This is a genomic window from Mesorhizobium sp. B283B1A, from assembly GCF_020165735.1.
Lineage (GTDB): Bacteria > Pseudomonadota > Alphaproteobacteria > Rhizobiales > Rhizobiaceae > Mesorhizobium > Mesorhizobium opportunistum.
Genome location: NZ_JAIUIQ010000008.1, coordinates 40,014 through 53,844, shown reverse-complemented (window position 1 = coordinate 53,844; position 13,831 = coordinate 40,014). Strand labels below are relative to the sequence as shown.

Annotated in this window: 12 protein-coding genes; 9 read left to right on the top strand and 3 right to left on the bottom strand. The window is 63.7% G+C overall.

Annotated elements, in window-relative coordinates; translation table 11 throughout:
- Positions 1-8: 8 nt before the first annotated feature.
- Positions 9-2,261, bottom strand: a complete 2,253-nt coding sequence (locus LB577_RS08730; protein ID WP_224686389.1) for a hypothetical protein — start codon at positions 2,259-2,261, stop codon at positions 9-11.
- Positions 2,262-2,412: 151 nt separating this feature from the next.
- Between LB577_RS08730 and LB577_RS08725 the strand changes: the two genes are divergently transcribed.
- The 8 genes from LB577_RS08725 (at position 2,413) to LB577_RS08690 (ending at position 10,900) form a co-directional block, all read left to right on the top strand.
- The gene (locus LB577_RS08725; protein ID WP_224686388.1) at positions 2,413-4,005 is read left to right on the top strand and encodes an ABC transporter substrate-binding protein; all 1,593 of its coding nucleotides are present in this window, start codon (positions 2,413-2,415) and stop codon (positions 4,003-4,005) included.
- Positions 3,986-4,891 carry a hypothetical protein gene (locus LB577_RS08720; protein ID WP_224686387.1) on the top strand — a complete coding sequence of 302 codons (906 nt, stop codon included), beginning with the start codon at positions 3,986-3,988 and terminating at the stop codon, positions 4,889-4,891. The genes LB577_RS08725 and LB577_RS08720 overlap by 20 nt, the downstream gene beginning before the upstream one ends.
- Before the next feature lie 318 nt (positions 4,892-5,209).
- Complete coding sequence (gene dnaK / locus LB577_RS08715) at positions 5,210-7,126, top strand: molecular chaperone DnaK (RefSeq protein ID WP_013891973.1); 1,917 nt, start codon at positions 5,210-5,212, stop codon at positions 7,124-7,126.
- A gap of 224 nt (positions 7,127-7,350) precedes the next feature.
- On the top strand, positions 7,351-8,481 hold the full coding sequence (gene dnaJ / locus LB577_RS08710) for a molecular chaperone DnaJ (protein WP_224686386.1): 1,131 nt from the start codon (positions 7,351-7,353) through the stop codon (positions 8,479-8,481).
- A 105-nt stretch (positions 8,482-8,586) separates the two neighbouring features.
- Positions 8,587-9,189: a phospholipid N-methyltransferase PmtA gene (gene pmtA / locus LB577_RS08705; protein ID WP_013891975.1), complete on the top strand. Its 603-nt coding sequence runs from the start codon at positions 8,587-8,589 to the stop codon at positions 9,187-9,189.
- An 80-nt stretch (positions 9,190-9,269) separates the two neighbouring features.
- Positions 9,270-9,866 carry an NADPH-dependent FMN reductase gene (locus LB577_RS08700; protein ID WP_224686385.1) on the top strand — a complete coding sequence of 199 codons (597 nt, stop codon included), beginning with the start codon at positions 9,270-9,272 and terminating at the stop codon, positions 9,864-9,866.
- 8 nt (positions 9,867-9,874) lie between these two features.
- Entirely contained in the window at positions 9,875-10,588 is a 714-nt protein-coding gene (gene pyrF, locus LB577_RS08695; protein ID WP_224686493.1) for an orotidine-5'-phosphate decarboxylase, read from the top strand.
- A gap of 24 nt (positions 10,589-10,612) precedes the next feature.
- Positions 10,613-10,900 carry a DUF1330 domain-containing protein gene (locus tag LB577_RS08690; protein ID WP_013891978.1) on the top strand — a complete coding sequence of 96 codons (288 nt, stop codon included), beginning with the start codon at positions 10,613-10,615 and terminating at the stop codon, positions 10,898-10,900.
- A gap of 30 nt (positions 10,901-10,930) precedes the next feature.
- Here the strand turns inward: LB577_RS08690 and LB577_RS08685 are convergent, their stop codons facing one another.
- A complete protein-coding gene (locus LB577_RS08685) occupies positions 10,931-11,677 on the bottom strand; it encodes a GntR family transcriptional regulator (protein ID WP_023765363.1) in 747 nt (248 codons plus the stop codon).
- An 82-nt stretch (positions 11,678-11,759) separates the two neighbouring features.
- On the opposite strand from LB577_RS08685, the gene LB577_RS08680 reads away from it, so the two are divergent.
- Positions 11,760-12,320: an autotransporter gene (locus LB577_RS08680; protein ID WP_224686384.1), complete on the top strand. Its 561-nt coding sequence runs from the start codon at positions 11,760-11,762 to the stop codon at positions 12,318-12,320.
- A 365-nt stretch (positions 12,321-12,685) separates the two neighbouring features.
- On the opposite strand, the gene LB577_RS08675 is transcribed toward LB577_RS08680, so the two are convergent.
- Positions 12,686-13,744 (bottom strand): D-alanine:D-lactate ligase-like protein, encoded by a 1,059-nt coding sequence (locus LB577_RS08675; protein ID WP_224686383.1) that lies wholly within the window; start codon positions 13,742-13,744, stop codon positions 12,686-12,688.
- Between the last annotated feature and the right edge of the window lie 87 nt (positions 13,745-13,831).

Genomic DNA, 13,831 nt, shown 5'->3' with positions numbered 1-13,831 from the left:
TCCCCTCCTCAACGTTCGCAGCTGACGGCTGGGGTACGGAGCGGCAAGGTCATCTTGCAGCAAGGGTAGTAGCCACCCTTGTCCTTGTCGGATTGCCTGTAGAAGCAAAGCCCGACATCCACTCTGTCGCCCGGATAATGGCCGGTAATATCCATCGTGTACGGCTTGCCCGGCGCATGCGACTGAGGTGATGTCACCCCGACGCCCGGCGTCCTGGATTGGGCTTTGATCGAATCGCCGCCGAAGCCGGCATGGTCATGGAGATAGAGATCGGCCTCGAGCCCGCGCGGCGTGCAGAAATACTGCACGTCCTCGACATCGAGACAGGGAGGCAGGTTGCCGGGCGGTGGGAAGTCCGGCGGATAGAAGGGGGGCAGGTAGCCGCCCGGGATTTCCTCATAATAGCCGGCGCGGCCATCGCAAGGATGCCAGACCGCGACGTCGCCGACATGGCCTTCCACTTCGGGATCCTCGAAATAGCCGTCGAAGTCGACGAACCAGGAGCCGAAGGGCGGCACATTGGCCGGCTTGACCAGTTCCTTGGGCGTGATCTGCACGCCGTGCACGGCGAGCGGTCCGCCGGCGGCGAGTTTCTCGGCAAGGGCCGGATTGTCGCGCAATTTGTCGCCTGTGTTGACCAGCGTCTGGGTGCAGACCGAGGTGTCGAGATTGCCGTCGGCGTCGTAGCCATATTGCAGGTCGAGGCCGCCGGCCGACTGCCGGTTGGCCTGCGGGAAACCGACCGCATATTCCTGCGGCGCTTCCACCCAGACCGATTCAGTCTCCGGATCGTCAGGATTTTCGCGCCAGTAGCGGACGACCTCGCCCTTGCCGGAATCGTCGAACTGGCTGTAATCGTATCGGTTTTCGACCGGGCCGCGCTGGGCCAGGTACATGAAGCCGCTGTTGTCGAAGGCGATGTCGGTGACGGCGTAGTCCTTGTCGGCCTTGACCGTCAGTTCCCAGCGCGGGTCGCCGGCGAAGCTGCCGTCGCGGGCTATGCCCACCGACCAGATTTCGGCCTTTTCGCCAACCGAGTAGTAGAGCCGGCCGCCATGATAGGAGACGGCCCAGACGCGGCGTTCGTCCTGCGTGTAGCCCCAGGTTTCGGGATCTTCGCTGTCGTAGGCGGCACCTTGTATGTCCATCACCGCGCCATCGTCGGCGGCGGGAGCCAGCCCGTGCGCGGGGCGCCCTGCAACACCATGGTCGAAGGTGTCGATCAGTCTGCCGCCGGCGTCGATGCGATGGACGAGGCCGGTGTCGAGGTCGGAAGCGAAGAACTGGCGGTGGATCGGATCGAAGGTGAGATTGCCGATGCCGGGACCGCTGTTGGTGTCGATGTCGGCGAATTTGGCGACCTGGCCGGTGATGCCGTCGATCTTCCAGATGGTGCCCGGCCCGCCGCCGTTCTCGGTGCCGAACTGGCCCTCCATGAAGGTGGCGCCCGCCATGCCGCGGCGCTGCCGCTCCGGCCTGCCGTCCTCGTCGGTATCGGGCGTGACGATGCGGATGCCGTGCAGCGAGCTGGCGCCGGCATAGAGGTTCGGAATGCCCGACGGGACGCCATCGCGCACGCCGTCGTCATAGGTGAGGCCGAACACCTGGCCGATCTGCCCTGATGTCACCTCGAAAGGCTGCGGCGTGAAGACGAGCTGGCCCGAGGCCGGCCCGCCGAGATGCGAAACGTCGAACACGCGCAAGGTGGCGCGCGTGGTGTCGATGAAGGTTTCGTCGACGGGATCGACGCCGGGCGGCAGGCCCCCTTTTTCGGAATCAGGGGGGTCGAAATTCGGGATGATGGTGCCGGAAAACCCGGTGACCGCCATCGAACCCGGATAGATGATCTGGGTTTCCTGCGCCTTTGCGGCACCGCCAAACCATAGGCCCGCGCCGAGCGCCAGCGCCAGCAAGCCGCCTGCGTGGACGGCGCGGCGCAAACGGCCCTCAAGAGAATATGTCAAAGGAGAATATATCAAAGAAGACACGCGCGTGCCGCGGACGCGAGACATGAAGCTACCCCCGTTAGCCACGGGAGAAACATCCGGCGTTGCCGCGCAAATCAGGGCAAGGCGCGGTGGTCCGGCACGTTTTTCCCTGATCGAATTGTCTGCTTTCCTCACGGTTACGTTACTACCGCTCTTACGCAGGGTCAACGGAATCAGCGGGAAGCCCAGCGCATCGACCCCGTCCCGAAGGCGGTGGTCGCGCCGAGCTCCTGTTGTTCCCGCGGACCTCGGAGCCTCGGGGTTGCTGGTCATGGGGGCTTCCTTTCCAGGCGCGCACCATGCGGCGCCTGGACATCAGTCGCGGGCGGAAGCGGAAAGGTTCATCGTTGGCCGGGCGGCTTACCGGCGCTGCTCTCTTCTGATAGCATCCGCCCAGCCCTTTGGGCATGCCTTGGGGGGCATCATGACAAGCAAGCGCTCTGTTCTGCTCCTGGCGACGCTTTCTCTTTTCGCGTTGCCAGTTGATGATTCGATGGCCAAGACCTTGGTCTATTGCACGGAGGCCAGTCCGGACACGTTCGACCCGGCTCTCGCTTCCGGCACCCGTGACGCCTCCGCCACGGCGCTCTACAACCGCATTGTCGAGTTCGAACCCGGCACCACCAAGGTGCGTCCCGGCCTGGCCGAGAAATGGGAGATTTCGGACGACAGGCTCACCTACACCTTCCACCTCAGGCACGGCGTGAAGTTTCACACCGTCGATGGCTTTACGCCAAGCCGCGATTTCAATGCCGACGACGTGCTGTTCACCTTCGAGCGCCAGGCAGACGCGCAGAACCCGTTCCACAACTATGCCAGCCGCCCCTATGGCTATTTCGACGGCATGGGCATGCCGCGCCTCGTCGCCAGTTGGCGCAAGCTCGACAACTACACCGTCGTCATGACGCTCAAGGCGCCTCATGCGCCGATGCTTGCCAATCTGGCGATGGACTTTGCTTCTGTTGTTTCCAGGGAATATGCCGACAGGCTGCTGGCTGAAAAGCGGCCGCTCGACCTGGCGACGAAACCGGTCGGCACGGGTCCGTTCCAGCTTGTCGACTACCAGCAGGATGCAGTCATCCGCTACAAGGCCAATCCCGATTATTGGCGCGGCCGGCCGAGGATCGACGACCTCATCTTCGCCATCACCACCGATGCCAGCGTCCGGCTGGAGAAGCTGCGGGCCGGCGAGTGCGATGTCATGCCCTATCCCAATCCCGCCGATCTGGCGGCGATCAAGACGGCGCCCGGCATCAAGGTCATGCAGCAGGAAGGCCTGAACACCGGATATCTCGCCTTCAACACGTTGCAGAAGCCGTTCGACGATCCAAGGGTCAGAAAGGCGATCGACATGGCCATCGACAGGAAGGCGCTTGTCGACGTTGTCTTCCGGGGCACCGGTGAGATTGCGCGCAATCCGCTGCCGCCGACCTCCTGGGCCTATGACAAGACCACGCCAGACCCTGTTTTCGATCCCGATGCCGCCAGGCAGGCATTGACCGATGCCGGCATCAAGGATCTGCACATGAAGGTCTGGGCGATGCCGGTGCAACGACCGTACAATCCCAATGCCCAGCGCATGGCGGAGATGATCCAGTCGGACCTGGCGCGGATCGGCGTCACCGTGGATATCGTCACCTATGAATGGGCCGAATATCTTGCCCGCTCCAAACCCGTCGACCGCGATGGCGCCATGCTGTTCGGTTTCACCGGCGACAATGGCGACCCCGACAATTTCCTCTCGGTGCCGCTCGGCTGCGCCGGTGTCGGCGCCACCAACCGCGCCAACTGGTGTTTTCCTGCCTTCGACGATCTGCTCCGGCAGGCAGCCGGGATCGTCGACCTCGATGCCCGCATGAACCTTTATGCGCAGGCACAGGGGATCTTCCGGGAACAGACGCCATGGGTGGTCATTGCCCATTCCGTGGTGTCGATACCGATGCGCGAACGGGTCCAGGGTTACGTCATGGACCCGTTCGACCATCACGACTTCTCGAATGTCGACATCAGCGAATAGCGGCGCAGCCATGCGAGCCGGTCTCGATGTCGCCGATCTCGATGTCTATGTGGAGAGCCTGGGCAATTTTCGTTCGGGAGAGGAGTATTCCATCCAGTCGCTGCTGCCGCGCCTGGAGCAGGCAGGGATGACGGTGCGCGTGCTCGATCGTCCGGCGCGGGAGCATCTGGCGCCGGCGGCGCTGCTGCACATCGACCTGACCGAGGTGCCACATCTTTACCACGACATCGCCCGGCGCTACGCGCGCACCATCAACGGCCAAGCCCTGTCCATCCACCGGCAGCTCTATTCATCGCTCAGGATCCGTGCCGGCGACGGCCATTCCGGCCCGGTCATCGTCAAGACCGTTCTCAACAGCAGGGGCCGGCCCGAACTGCGCTGGCGGCAGTATCGCAACGGATGGACGCGGGCGATGCATTTCGTCCGCAAAACTGCCGATCCCGGCTACAAGGAACGGCTGTGCCCCCGCTACCGCGTCTACGACACTTTGGCGCAGGTTCCGCCCGAGGCCTGGGGGGACGAGCGCCTGATGGTCGAAAAATTCGCCTTCGACAGCCTCGACCTGCCGATCGTCAAGCACCGCTACATGTTCCTGCTCGGTGCCGAAGTGAACATGCGGCAGACCTATAACGACGTTCTCTGCAAGGGATCGGAGATCATCAGCAATGAGATCGGGGGCGCCGTTCCACCCGAGGTGAGGGCGGTCAGGGAGCGGCTGCATCTCGATTTCGGCGCGATCGACTATTTCATTGTCGACGGCAAGGGCATCGTCGTCGACGCCAACAAGACGGTCGGCTCCAACCCGGAATGGCTGAAGAAGAACCGATTCCGCCAGGAATTCAACGACCGTATGGTCGAAGCGCTGATTGAATTCGTGCGCGGTTGAACCCACGGCAATCGGGGAGCCCGGCTCGGCCAGGGCCGATCGGCGGTTGGGCGCGCGACCTCGGCCCGGCGGCCTTCGACAGAGGCGGCGCGCCGTGTCCGCTCGCGGCCGGCCGGGGCGATCGTTTTGCCTCCGCCTGCGACGATCTTGGAAGCGTTGCGCAGAATGCTTGCGCGCGATGCTGCCTGTTCTTATATACGCGCCAAGCCGTTCGGCGCTGGAATGCCGGTTGCCGGAACGGAATTTCTTGTGAACAGGGGCTTTCGTCGGAACGCCTTACCGGGTCCTGAGAGCCTGCTTAGCGGAGAGACTAGAAAAATGGCAAAAGTAATCGGTATCGATCTCGGCACCACCAACTCCTGCATCGCCATCATGGATGGCAAGGAGCCGAAGGTAATCGAGAATGCGGAAGGCGCGCGCACCACGCCCTCCATCGTCGCCATCTCGGGCGACGGCGAACGTCTGGTCGGCCAGCCGGCCAAGCGCCAGGCGGTCACCAATCCAGAAAACACCATCTTCGCGGTCAAGCGCCTGATCGGCCGCCGCTATGACGATCCGGTGACGGAGAAGGACAAGAAGCTTGTCCCCTACAAGATCGTCAAGGGCGACAATGGCGATGCCTGGGTCGAGGCCGGCGGCAAGAAGCAGTCGCCCAGCCAGATCTCGGCCATGATCCTGCAGAAGATGAAGGAAACGGCGGAAGCCTATCTCGGCGAGAAGGTCGAGAAGGCGGTCATCACCGTTCCGGCCTATTTCAACGACGCCCAGCGCCAGGCCACCAAGGACGCCGGCAAGATCGCCGGCCTCGAAGTGCTGCGCATCATCAACGAGCCGACGGCCGCGGCACTTGCCTACGGCCTCGACAAGAAGGAAGGCAAGACCATTGCCGTCTATGACCTTGGCGGCGGCACGTTCGACATTTCGGTGCTCGAAATCGGCGACGGCGTGTTCGAGGTGAAGTCGACCAACGGCGACACCTTCCTCGGCGGCGAGGACTTCGACATGCGGCTGGTCGAATATCTGGCGGCCGAGTTCAAGAAGGAACAGGGCATCGACCTGAAGAACGACAAGCTTGCCCTGCAGCGCCTCAAGGAAGCGGCTGAAAAGGCCAAGATCGAGCTGTCGTCGACGACGCAGACCGAAATCAACCTGCCCTTCATCACCGCCGACGCGACCGGCCCGAAGCACCTGACGCTGAAGCTGACCCGCGCCAAGTTCGAAAGCCTGGTCGAGGATCTCGTCCAGCGCACCATCGAGCCCTGCAAGGCGGCGCTCAAGGATGCCGGCCTGAAGGCTGGCGAGATCGACGAAGTGGTCCTGGTCGGCGGCATGACCCGCATGCCCAAGATCCAGGAGATCGTGAAGCAGTTCTTCGGCAAGGAGCCGCACAAGGGCGTCAATCCGGATGAGGTCGTCGCCTTGGGCGCGGCCATCCAGGCCGGCGTGCTGCAGGGCGACGTCAAGGACGTGCTCTTACTCGACGTGACGCCGCTGTCGCTCGGCATCGAGACGCTGGGTGGCGTGTTCACGCGGCTGATCGAACGCAACACGACGATCCCGACCAAGAAGAGCCAGGTGTTCTCGACCGCCGAGGATTCGCAGTCGGCCGTGACGATCCGCGTCTTCCAGGGCGAGCGTGAAATGGCCGCCGACAACAAGCCGCTCGGCCAGTTCGACCTGGTCGGCATTCCGCCGGCCCCGCGCGGCGTGCCGCAGATCGAGGTCACCTTCGACATCGACGCCAACGGCATCGTCAACGTTTCGGCCAAGGACAAGGGCACCGGCAAGGAGCACCAGATCCGCATCCAGGCCTCGGGTGGCCTTTCTGACGCCGACATCGAGAAGATGGTGAAGGACGCCGAGGCCAATGCCGATGCCGACAAGAAGCGTCGCGCCGTGGTCGAGGCCCGCAACCAGGCCGAGGCGCTGGTGCATTCTTCCGAGAAGTCGCTGAAGGAATATGGCGACAAGGTCTCGGAAGCCGAGCGCACGGCGATATCGGATGCGATCGCGGCACTGAAGACCGCTGCCGAGGGCGACGATGCGGCCGACATCGAGGCCAAGAGCCAGGTGCTCGCCGAGGCTTCGATGAAGCTCGGCCAGGCCATGTACGAGGCTTCGCAGAAGGAAGCCGCGGAAGCCGACGCCAAGGCGGATGCCGCCAAGGACAGTGACGTGGTCGATGCCGATTTCGAGGAAATCGACGAAGACGACGACAAGAAGAAGTCGGCCTGAGCCGCCTGACGGCAAGATAATGCGGAAAGCCCGGCGCCAAGCCGGGCTTTTTTGCAACCCTCGCTGAAAAAGTGCGGGGCCCTGCTGAAAAAATGACAGAAAAACCCGGACAGGCGCACGCCGGCCCTAGCATCCGGGCAGCACCGCTCCTAAATCGAGGCAACGTGCCGGCAAACGACGCAATATATGCCTCAAGACGTTGAATATCCGGACTGCGGGAAAAAATGAAAGCTGATTTCTACGAAACCCTAGGCGTCCAGAAAGGCGCCGACGAGAAGGAGCTCAAGAGCGCTTTTCGCAAGCTCGCCATGCAGTTCCATCCCGACCGCAATCCCGGCGATCATTCCTGCGAGCACAAGTTCAAGGAAATCAACGAAGCCTACGAGACGCTGAAGGACCCGCAGAAGCGCGCGGCCTACGACCGCTTCGGCCACGCCGCCTTCGAACAGGGCGGCATGAATGGCGGGGCGCAAGGCTTTGGCGCCGGCGGTTTCGCCGATATCTTCGAAGACATTTTCGGCGACATGATGGGCGGCCGCCAGCGCCGCTCGTCGGGTGGCCGGGAGCGCGGCGCCGACCTGCGCTACAACATGGAAATCTCGCTGGAGGAAGCCTTCGCGGGAAAGACGGCGCAGATCCGCGTGCCGGCTTCGATCTCGTGTTCGGAATGCTCTGGGTCCGGCGCCAAGCCGGGCACCCAGCCCGTCACCTGCTCGATGTGCAACGGCCACGGCAAGGTGCGCGCCACGCAAGGCTTCTTCTCGATCGAACGCACTTGCCCGCAATGCCAGGGCCGCGGCCAGACGATCAAGGATCCGTGCCCGAAATGCGCCGGCCAGGGCCGCGTCACCGAAGAACGGTCGCTGTCGGTCAACATCCCGGCCGGCATCGAGGACGGCACCCGTATCCGCCTTGCCAATGAGGGCGAGGCCGGCTTGCGCGGCGGCCCGTCCGGCGACCTCTATATCTTCCTGGCGGTGAAGCCGCACGAGTTCTTCCAGCGCGACGGCGCCGATCTCTACTGCAAGGTGCCGATCTCGATGACGACCGCCGCCCTCGGCGGTTCCTTCGAAGTGACGACGCTGGACGGCACGCAGACCAAGGTGAAGGTGCCGGAAGGCACCCAGAACGGACGTCAGTTCCGCCTCAAGGGCAAGGGCATGCCAGTGCTGCGCCAGCCCAATGTCGGCGACCTCTACATCCAGACCGCGGTCGAGACGCCGCAGAACCTGTCGCGCCGCCAGCGCGAACTGCTGGAGGAGTTCGAACAGCTCTCCTCGCAAGACAATTCGCCCCAATCGAGCGGCTTTTTTGCCCGCATGAAGGATTTCCTCGAGTCTTTCGGCGAGCGTTGATAGGCGACAAAAGCTATCTTATCCACGCCATGCGTGTTGCGGCGCCTTGCCTTGCGCCGCTCAGGTGTTAAGTAGCTTGCGGGGGAAGCGCTGAGGAGAGCTTGCATGACACGTGGTCCCGGACTGCGGAAGGCGCTGGCCGAAAAGTTCGACGACGAGCTCAAATTCTTCAAGGGCTGGATCGACAAGCCGAAGACGGTCGGGTCGATCGTTCCGACCAGTTCGATCACCGCCCGCAAGATGGCCTCGATCGTCAATCCCAAGTCCGGCCTGCCGGTGCTCGAGGTCGGCCCAGGCACCGGCGTCATCACCCGCGCCATCCTCGCCCAGGGCGTGCGGCCCGAAAACCTCTACGCGGTCGAATATTCCACCGATTTCGTGCGCCATTTGCGCCAGCTCTATCCCGGGGTCAACGTTATCGAGGGTGACGCCTTCAACCTCAACGCCACGCTTGGCGAGAGGAGCGGGATGATCTTCGATTCCGTCGTTTCCGGCGTGCCGCTGCTCAACTTCCCGGTCGCCCAGCGCATCGCCTATATCGAAAGCCTGCTCGACCGCATCCCGGCGGGCCGCCCGATCGTGCAGCTGACCTACGGCCCGATGTCGCCGATCCCGGCCGGGCGCGGCGACTACACGGTCAAGCATTTCGATTTCATCTTCCGCAACATCCCGCCGACGCAGCTGTGGATTTACCGAAGGGAAGGATAAGGGAATAGGCAGTAGGGAATAGTCAGGAATTGCTCATCTCCTACTGCCTATCCCCCACTGCCTGCCCCCTTTGCGAAGCAATGGCCGTGATCCCGAAAATCCTCGTCTTCGCCGGCTCGGTGCGCGGCGGCGCCTATAGCGGCAGGACCGCCGACGTGGCGCAGAAGGAACTTGCGGTGCAGGGCGCCGAAGTGACGCGCATCTCGCTCGGCGACTATCCCCTGCCGATCCTCGACGAAGATCTGGAGAAGGAAAAGGGCGTTCCCGAAAATGCCGTCAGACTCGGCCGCCTGATCATCGCGCATGACGGTCTGCTGATCGCCACGCCGGAATATAACGGCTCCATCCCGCCGCTGCTCAAGAACACGATCGACTGGGTGAGCCGCGTGCGCAGGGACAATAACCGGCCGGTCAGGCCGCTTGCCGGCAAGGTTGTCGGCCTATGCTCGTCCTCCAACGGTCATTTTGCCGGCATCCGCTGCATCAACCATCTGCGCGCCGTACTGGTGCGCTGCCAGATGGAGGTGGTGACGCCGGAATGCTCGGTGCCGGAGGGCGGCGACGCCTTCGGCGAGGACGGCCAGTTCCGTGACGAAAGACTGCACACATCGATGGAGCATCTATGCCGCACGCTGATCGAAACCTCGCGCCTGCTGTCCACCCGGATCGAAGCGTGACCGTATCCATGCCGGCCCAAACCATGCAGCCCAAGTCCATCCAGGAAAGACTGATTGTCGGCCTCGACGTGCCAACGCTAAAAGAGGCCGAACAGGCGGTCCGCGAGCTGGATGGCGTCGTCTCCTTCTACAAGATCGGCTATCAGCTGGCCTTCGCCGGCGGGCTCGATTTCGCCAGGGAACTGGCCAATGGCGGAACCAAGATCTTCCTCGATATGAAGCTGCTCGATATCGACCACACGGTGGCCAAGGGTGTCGAGAACATCGTCAAGATGGGCATGACCATGCTGACCATCCACGCCTATCCCAAGGCGATGCAGGCGGCAGTGGAAGCGGCACGCGGCAGTGACCTTTGCCTGCTCGCCGTCAGCGTGCTGACCTCGATGGACGAGCAGGACGTGATCGACGCCGGCTATGAATACGACCCGCACACACTGGTGCTCAGGCGCGCCGAACAGGCGCTGCATGCCGGCATGGGCGGCGTCGTCTGCTCGGCCGAAGAGGCTGAAGCGGTGCGCCGCATCGTCGGGCCCAACATGGCGGTGGTGACGCCGGGAATACGGCCGGCGGGCAGTGAACATGGCGATCAGAAGCGCGTCGTGACGCCGGCGCAGGCGATCCGCAATGGCTCCAGCCATCTCGTCGTCGGCAGGCCAATCGTCGCGGCAAACGACAGGCGGGCGGCGGCGGAAGCCATTCTGGAAGAGATGCGCTCGGCGTAGACACAAGAAGCAGGGAGTAGACGAATGCCCAAGGGATATTGGATCGCCCGCGTCGATGTGCGTGACGCCGAAGGCTACAAGGACTATGTCGCCGCCGCCAAACCCGCCTTCGAGCGGTTCGGGGCGAAATTCCTGGCGCGTGGCGGGGCGCATGAGCTTGCCGAAGGGCCGGGCCGCGCTCGCAATGTCATCATAGAGTTCGAATCGCTGGCGGCCGCACACGACTGCTATCACTCGCCGGAATACCAGCGCGCGGTCGCCATCCGCCAGAAGGTCGCCGACGGCGAGATCGTGCTGGTCGAAGGGGCCTGAGGGCGTCGCGAAGCAGAACCTGACGCTTTCTCAGACGAAGTCCTGCAGGTTCGCTTCCCGTAGCTTTGGCCCGCCGAGCAAGGCCCCGATCAGCTGGTGCTTGAGGGCGAGGCAGTGCGAGCGGGCAAGCTTGACGATGCCGGGAACGTCGCTCTTCTCACAAGCCTGGAGCAACTGCTTCTGCTGTTCGATGATCAGCGGCATGAAATCTCGCGACTTGAAGCCGAGATGGAGCGCCCGTTCCGACTGGTCAAGGATTTGGCTGAGCAGCAGCGCCAGTCGCAAATTGCCGGACAGTTCGGCGATCGCCAGGCGAAAGCCGCGGTCGGCGGCGAGAAACGCGACCGGGCTGCGCAGCGTCTCGGGCTTCAGCACCTTTCTCGCCGCCAGCCGGATCTCGTCCAGCCCGCGCCCGGTGATCCCCGTGGTGGCGACCCTGAACACTTCGGGTTCGACGAGGCCACGGACGTCGAAGATCTCGTTGACGTCGCGCAAGGTCAGCGTGGTGATGACGTAGCCCCGGCGCGGCTCGCTCCTGACCAGACCTTCCTGCATGAGGCGGGCGAGTGCGGAACGGATCGTCGCCTTCTTGATCCCGTAGCGGGCCTCGATCTGTTTCTCGGTCAGCGCTTCGCCGGGCGACAGGACGCAAGCGACGATGTCGCTCTTCAACTGCTCGTAGGCCTGCTCGCTGCGCAGCAAATCCGCCGTCGACGGCGCGGTTGTCCCGCTTGGCGGTGCGATCGATTTCGGTGGCTTGGCTTTGGTCGACTTCATGCGTTTCTCGCGTCGCGTCGGCATTGACTCGAATTGGCCATCTTAGCTATTGTTTCTGAGCATCTCAGACAGGAGCTGTGGAATGCCTCTATCCGCCGACTCTCCTCTCTACCCCGCCATCAGCGATATCGTCAACGCGGCGGCAGGTGCCGATCCCTTCGGTCAGGTCAAGGCCGTGCTCGGCGACTACACCAAACGCTTCCACGCACTCGGCCGGCTCGTTCACGAAGAGGACGACGACGAGCTCTTGCTGCACGCGAGCCCGAAGCTGACGATCTACCACATCACGCTTTCGCCCGGCGTGCAGTATCCGCCGCACAACCATTTGATGGATGCGCTGGTCGGCATCTATTGGGGTGGCGAGACCAACTTCATCTACCCGCTCGCCGGCGACCGGGTCGATGAGCCCGAGCGGCAGGACTTTTCAGCGCCGGCGCTGGTGCACATGTCTTCCAGCACCATTCACTCGGTCGCCAATACAGGCAGCACCCGCTCCGGAGCCCTGCACGTCTATCTGGGCGATCTGCCGGGCACCAGCCGGCAGCTGTGGAGCCTGGCCGACAAGCGGCCGGAGCCGTTCGACAACATCCGCTACATGGCCGGCGCGCGGCCCATCGAGCAATCGACGGTCGAGCCCGAGTAAACCACCAGCGCCGCACAGGAGAGGCCTGTCGGCGGCAAGACTTTCATCGGTCTTTTCAGCGGTGTAATCACTGACATTCGATATTGGCCGAAGCCTCTAAACTTCGTCATCCCTGGGCGAAGCAGGAGCAAAGCTCCGTCGCGGAGACCTTGGGATCCATGCCGGGACCATAGTCGTGAAGCGCTACGGAGCAGAATTCTGCACCGCAGTGGCGCCTTGAAGTCGCGGCATGGATCCTCGGGTCTGCACTGCGTCGCTTCGCTCCTTGCTCCGCCCGTGGATGACGAAGCGATGGATGTTTCTGCCAATCGCCAATGCATGAGATCTGTCAATCCAAGCGATCGTCAAACTCATGCGCCGAGACACTAACTGGCCAGCCGGCTGGCAGCGGCTTCGGCCATGGCATCGGCAAGACCCAGGCCCCATTGCGACCGGCAATAGGCGCGGAAATCGAAGCAGGGCAGGCCGGGGCAGACCTCGAATTCGATCAGGTGGAGCGTGTCGTCGGCCTCGACCCGCAGGTCAACGGAAAACACGTCGCGCAGGCCGAGCCCGCTCATCAGCCGCCCGGCGATCGCACGGATCCCGGCGTCGGCCGCCGGCTGGACGTCGGCAACGGCAACGAGTTCCGGTTCGGCATAGAGCCCCGCCGCCTTCGCCGCCGCGCCGGTTTCGCCATAGAGCGCCAGGCTGTCGGCCATGGTCTGGAAATCGGCGCCTGAATCGACAAAGGCGATGCCCAGCGCCTCGACGCCAGCTTCCGGCGTCAGCCCAAGGAAGGAGGCGCGCACGTTGCGGCCGGCGACATATGGCTGGACCACGACATCGTCGCGATAGGCGGCGAAAACACGCCGGCTAAGCTCCAGCGCGTGGCCGAGATCGCTGCTGCGCGAATCCGGCCAGATGCCGATCTTGGCGCCGAGCCGGTTGGGCTTGACGAACCAGCCGGCGGCGGAGGCCGGCGGCTCGACCAGCCATTGCCCATTGCGCGCGAGACCGGCCCGCGGCACCGGCAGGCCCAACGCGCCGAGCACGGCGCCGGAGCGGAACTTGTCCTGACAGAGCGCGAACAGAGCATCGTCGGCACCGATCGTCTTGAACCCGCCCAGCCTCGCCAAAGCGGGGGCGGCGCCGCCACGAAAATAGGCGATGCCGTCGGTCAGCGTCCAGACCAGCGTCGTGGCGGGATCCTCGCCGGCAAGCACATGCACGGCATCGTCGAGCAGTACCGGCGCGAAGGACAGGCCGCGCGCCCGGCAGGCCTCGTCCAGCGCATCGAATTCCTGGCCAAGGTCCGTCGACTGCGCCAGGTAGGAAGCGATTTCGGCGGCGCGCTCGCTCGCATGGCCATCGGCGACGAGGCGGTCGAAGCAGGCCTTTTCCGGCTCGTGGACAAGGATCAGCTTGGGCTTGGTGCTAGACATAGGACGGACGCTTCCCGGCGGTAGGATCGCCCACCATCGCACTTCAGCCGCAAACGGCTTTCGCGAAACCGACCCAGGCCGGACGCC

Excerpts from the sequence above, each read along its gene's own strand:
- pmtA (WP_013891975.1), top strand. The coding sequence starts at position 8,587 with ATGACACGTGGTCCCGGACTGCGGAAGGCGCTGGCCGAAAAGTTCGAC.
- LB577_RS08700 (WP_224686385.1), top strand. The coding sequence starts at position 9,270 with ATGGCCGTGATCCCGAAAATCCTCGTCTTCGCCGGCTCGGTGCGCGGC.
- LB577_RS08730 (WP_224686389.1), bottom strand. The coding sequence starts at position 2,261 with ATGACCAGCAACCCCGAGGCTCCGAGGTCCGCGGGAACAACAGGAGCT.
- LB577_RS08720 (WP_224686387.1), top strand. The coding sequence starts at position 3,986 with ATGTCGACATCAGCGAATAGCGGCGCAGCCATGCGAGCCGGTCTCGAT.
- LB577_RS08675 (WP_224686383.1), bottom strand. The coding sequence starts at position 13,744 with ATGTCTAGCACCAAGCCCAAGCTGATCCTTGTCCACGAGCCGGAAAAG.
- LB577_RS08680 (WP_224686384.1), top strand. The coding sequence starts at position 11,760 with ATGCCTCTATCCGCCGACTCTCCTCTCTACCCCGCCATCAGCGATATC.
- LB577_RS08685 (WP_023765363.1), bottom strand. The coding sequence starts at position 11,677 with ATGAAGTCGACCAAAGCCAAGCCACCGAAATCGATCGCACCGCCAAGC.
- pyrF (WP_224686493.1), top strand. The coding sequence starts at position 9,875 with ATGCCGGCCCAAACCATGCAGCCCAAGTCCATCCAGGAAAGACTGATT.
- dnaK (WP_013891973.1), top strand. The coding sequence starts at position 5,210 with ATGGCAAAAGTAATCGGTATCGATCTCGGCACCACCAACTCCTGCATC.
- dnaJ (WP_224686386.1), top strand. The coding sequence starts at position 7,351 with ATGAAAGCTGATTTCTACGAAACCCTAGGCGTCCAGAAAGGCGCCGAC.
- LB577_RS08725 (WP_224686388.1), top strand. The coding sequence starts at position 2,413 with ATGACAAGCAAGCGCTCTGTTCTGCTCCTGGCGACGCTTTCTCTTTTC.
- LB577_RS08690 (WP_013891978.1), top strand. The coding sequence starts at position 10,613 with ATGCCCAAGGGATATTGGATCGCCCGCGTCGATGTGCGTGACGCCGAA.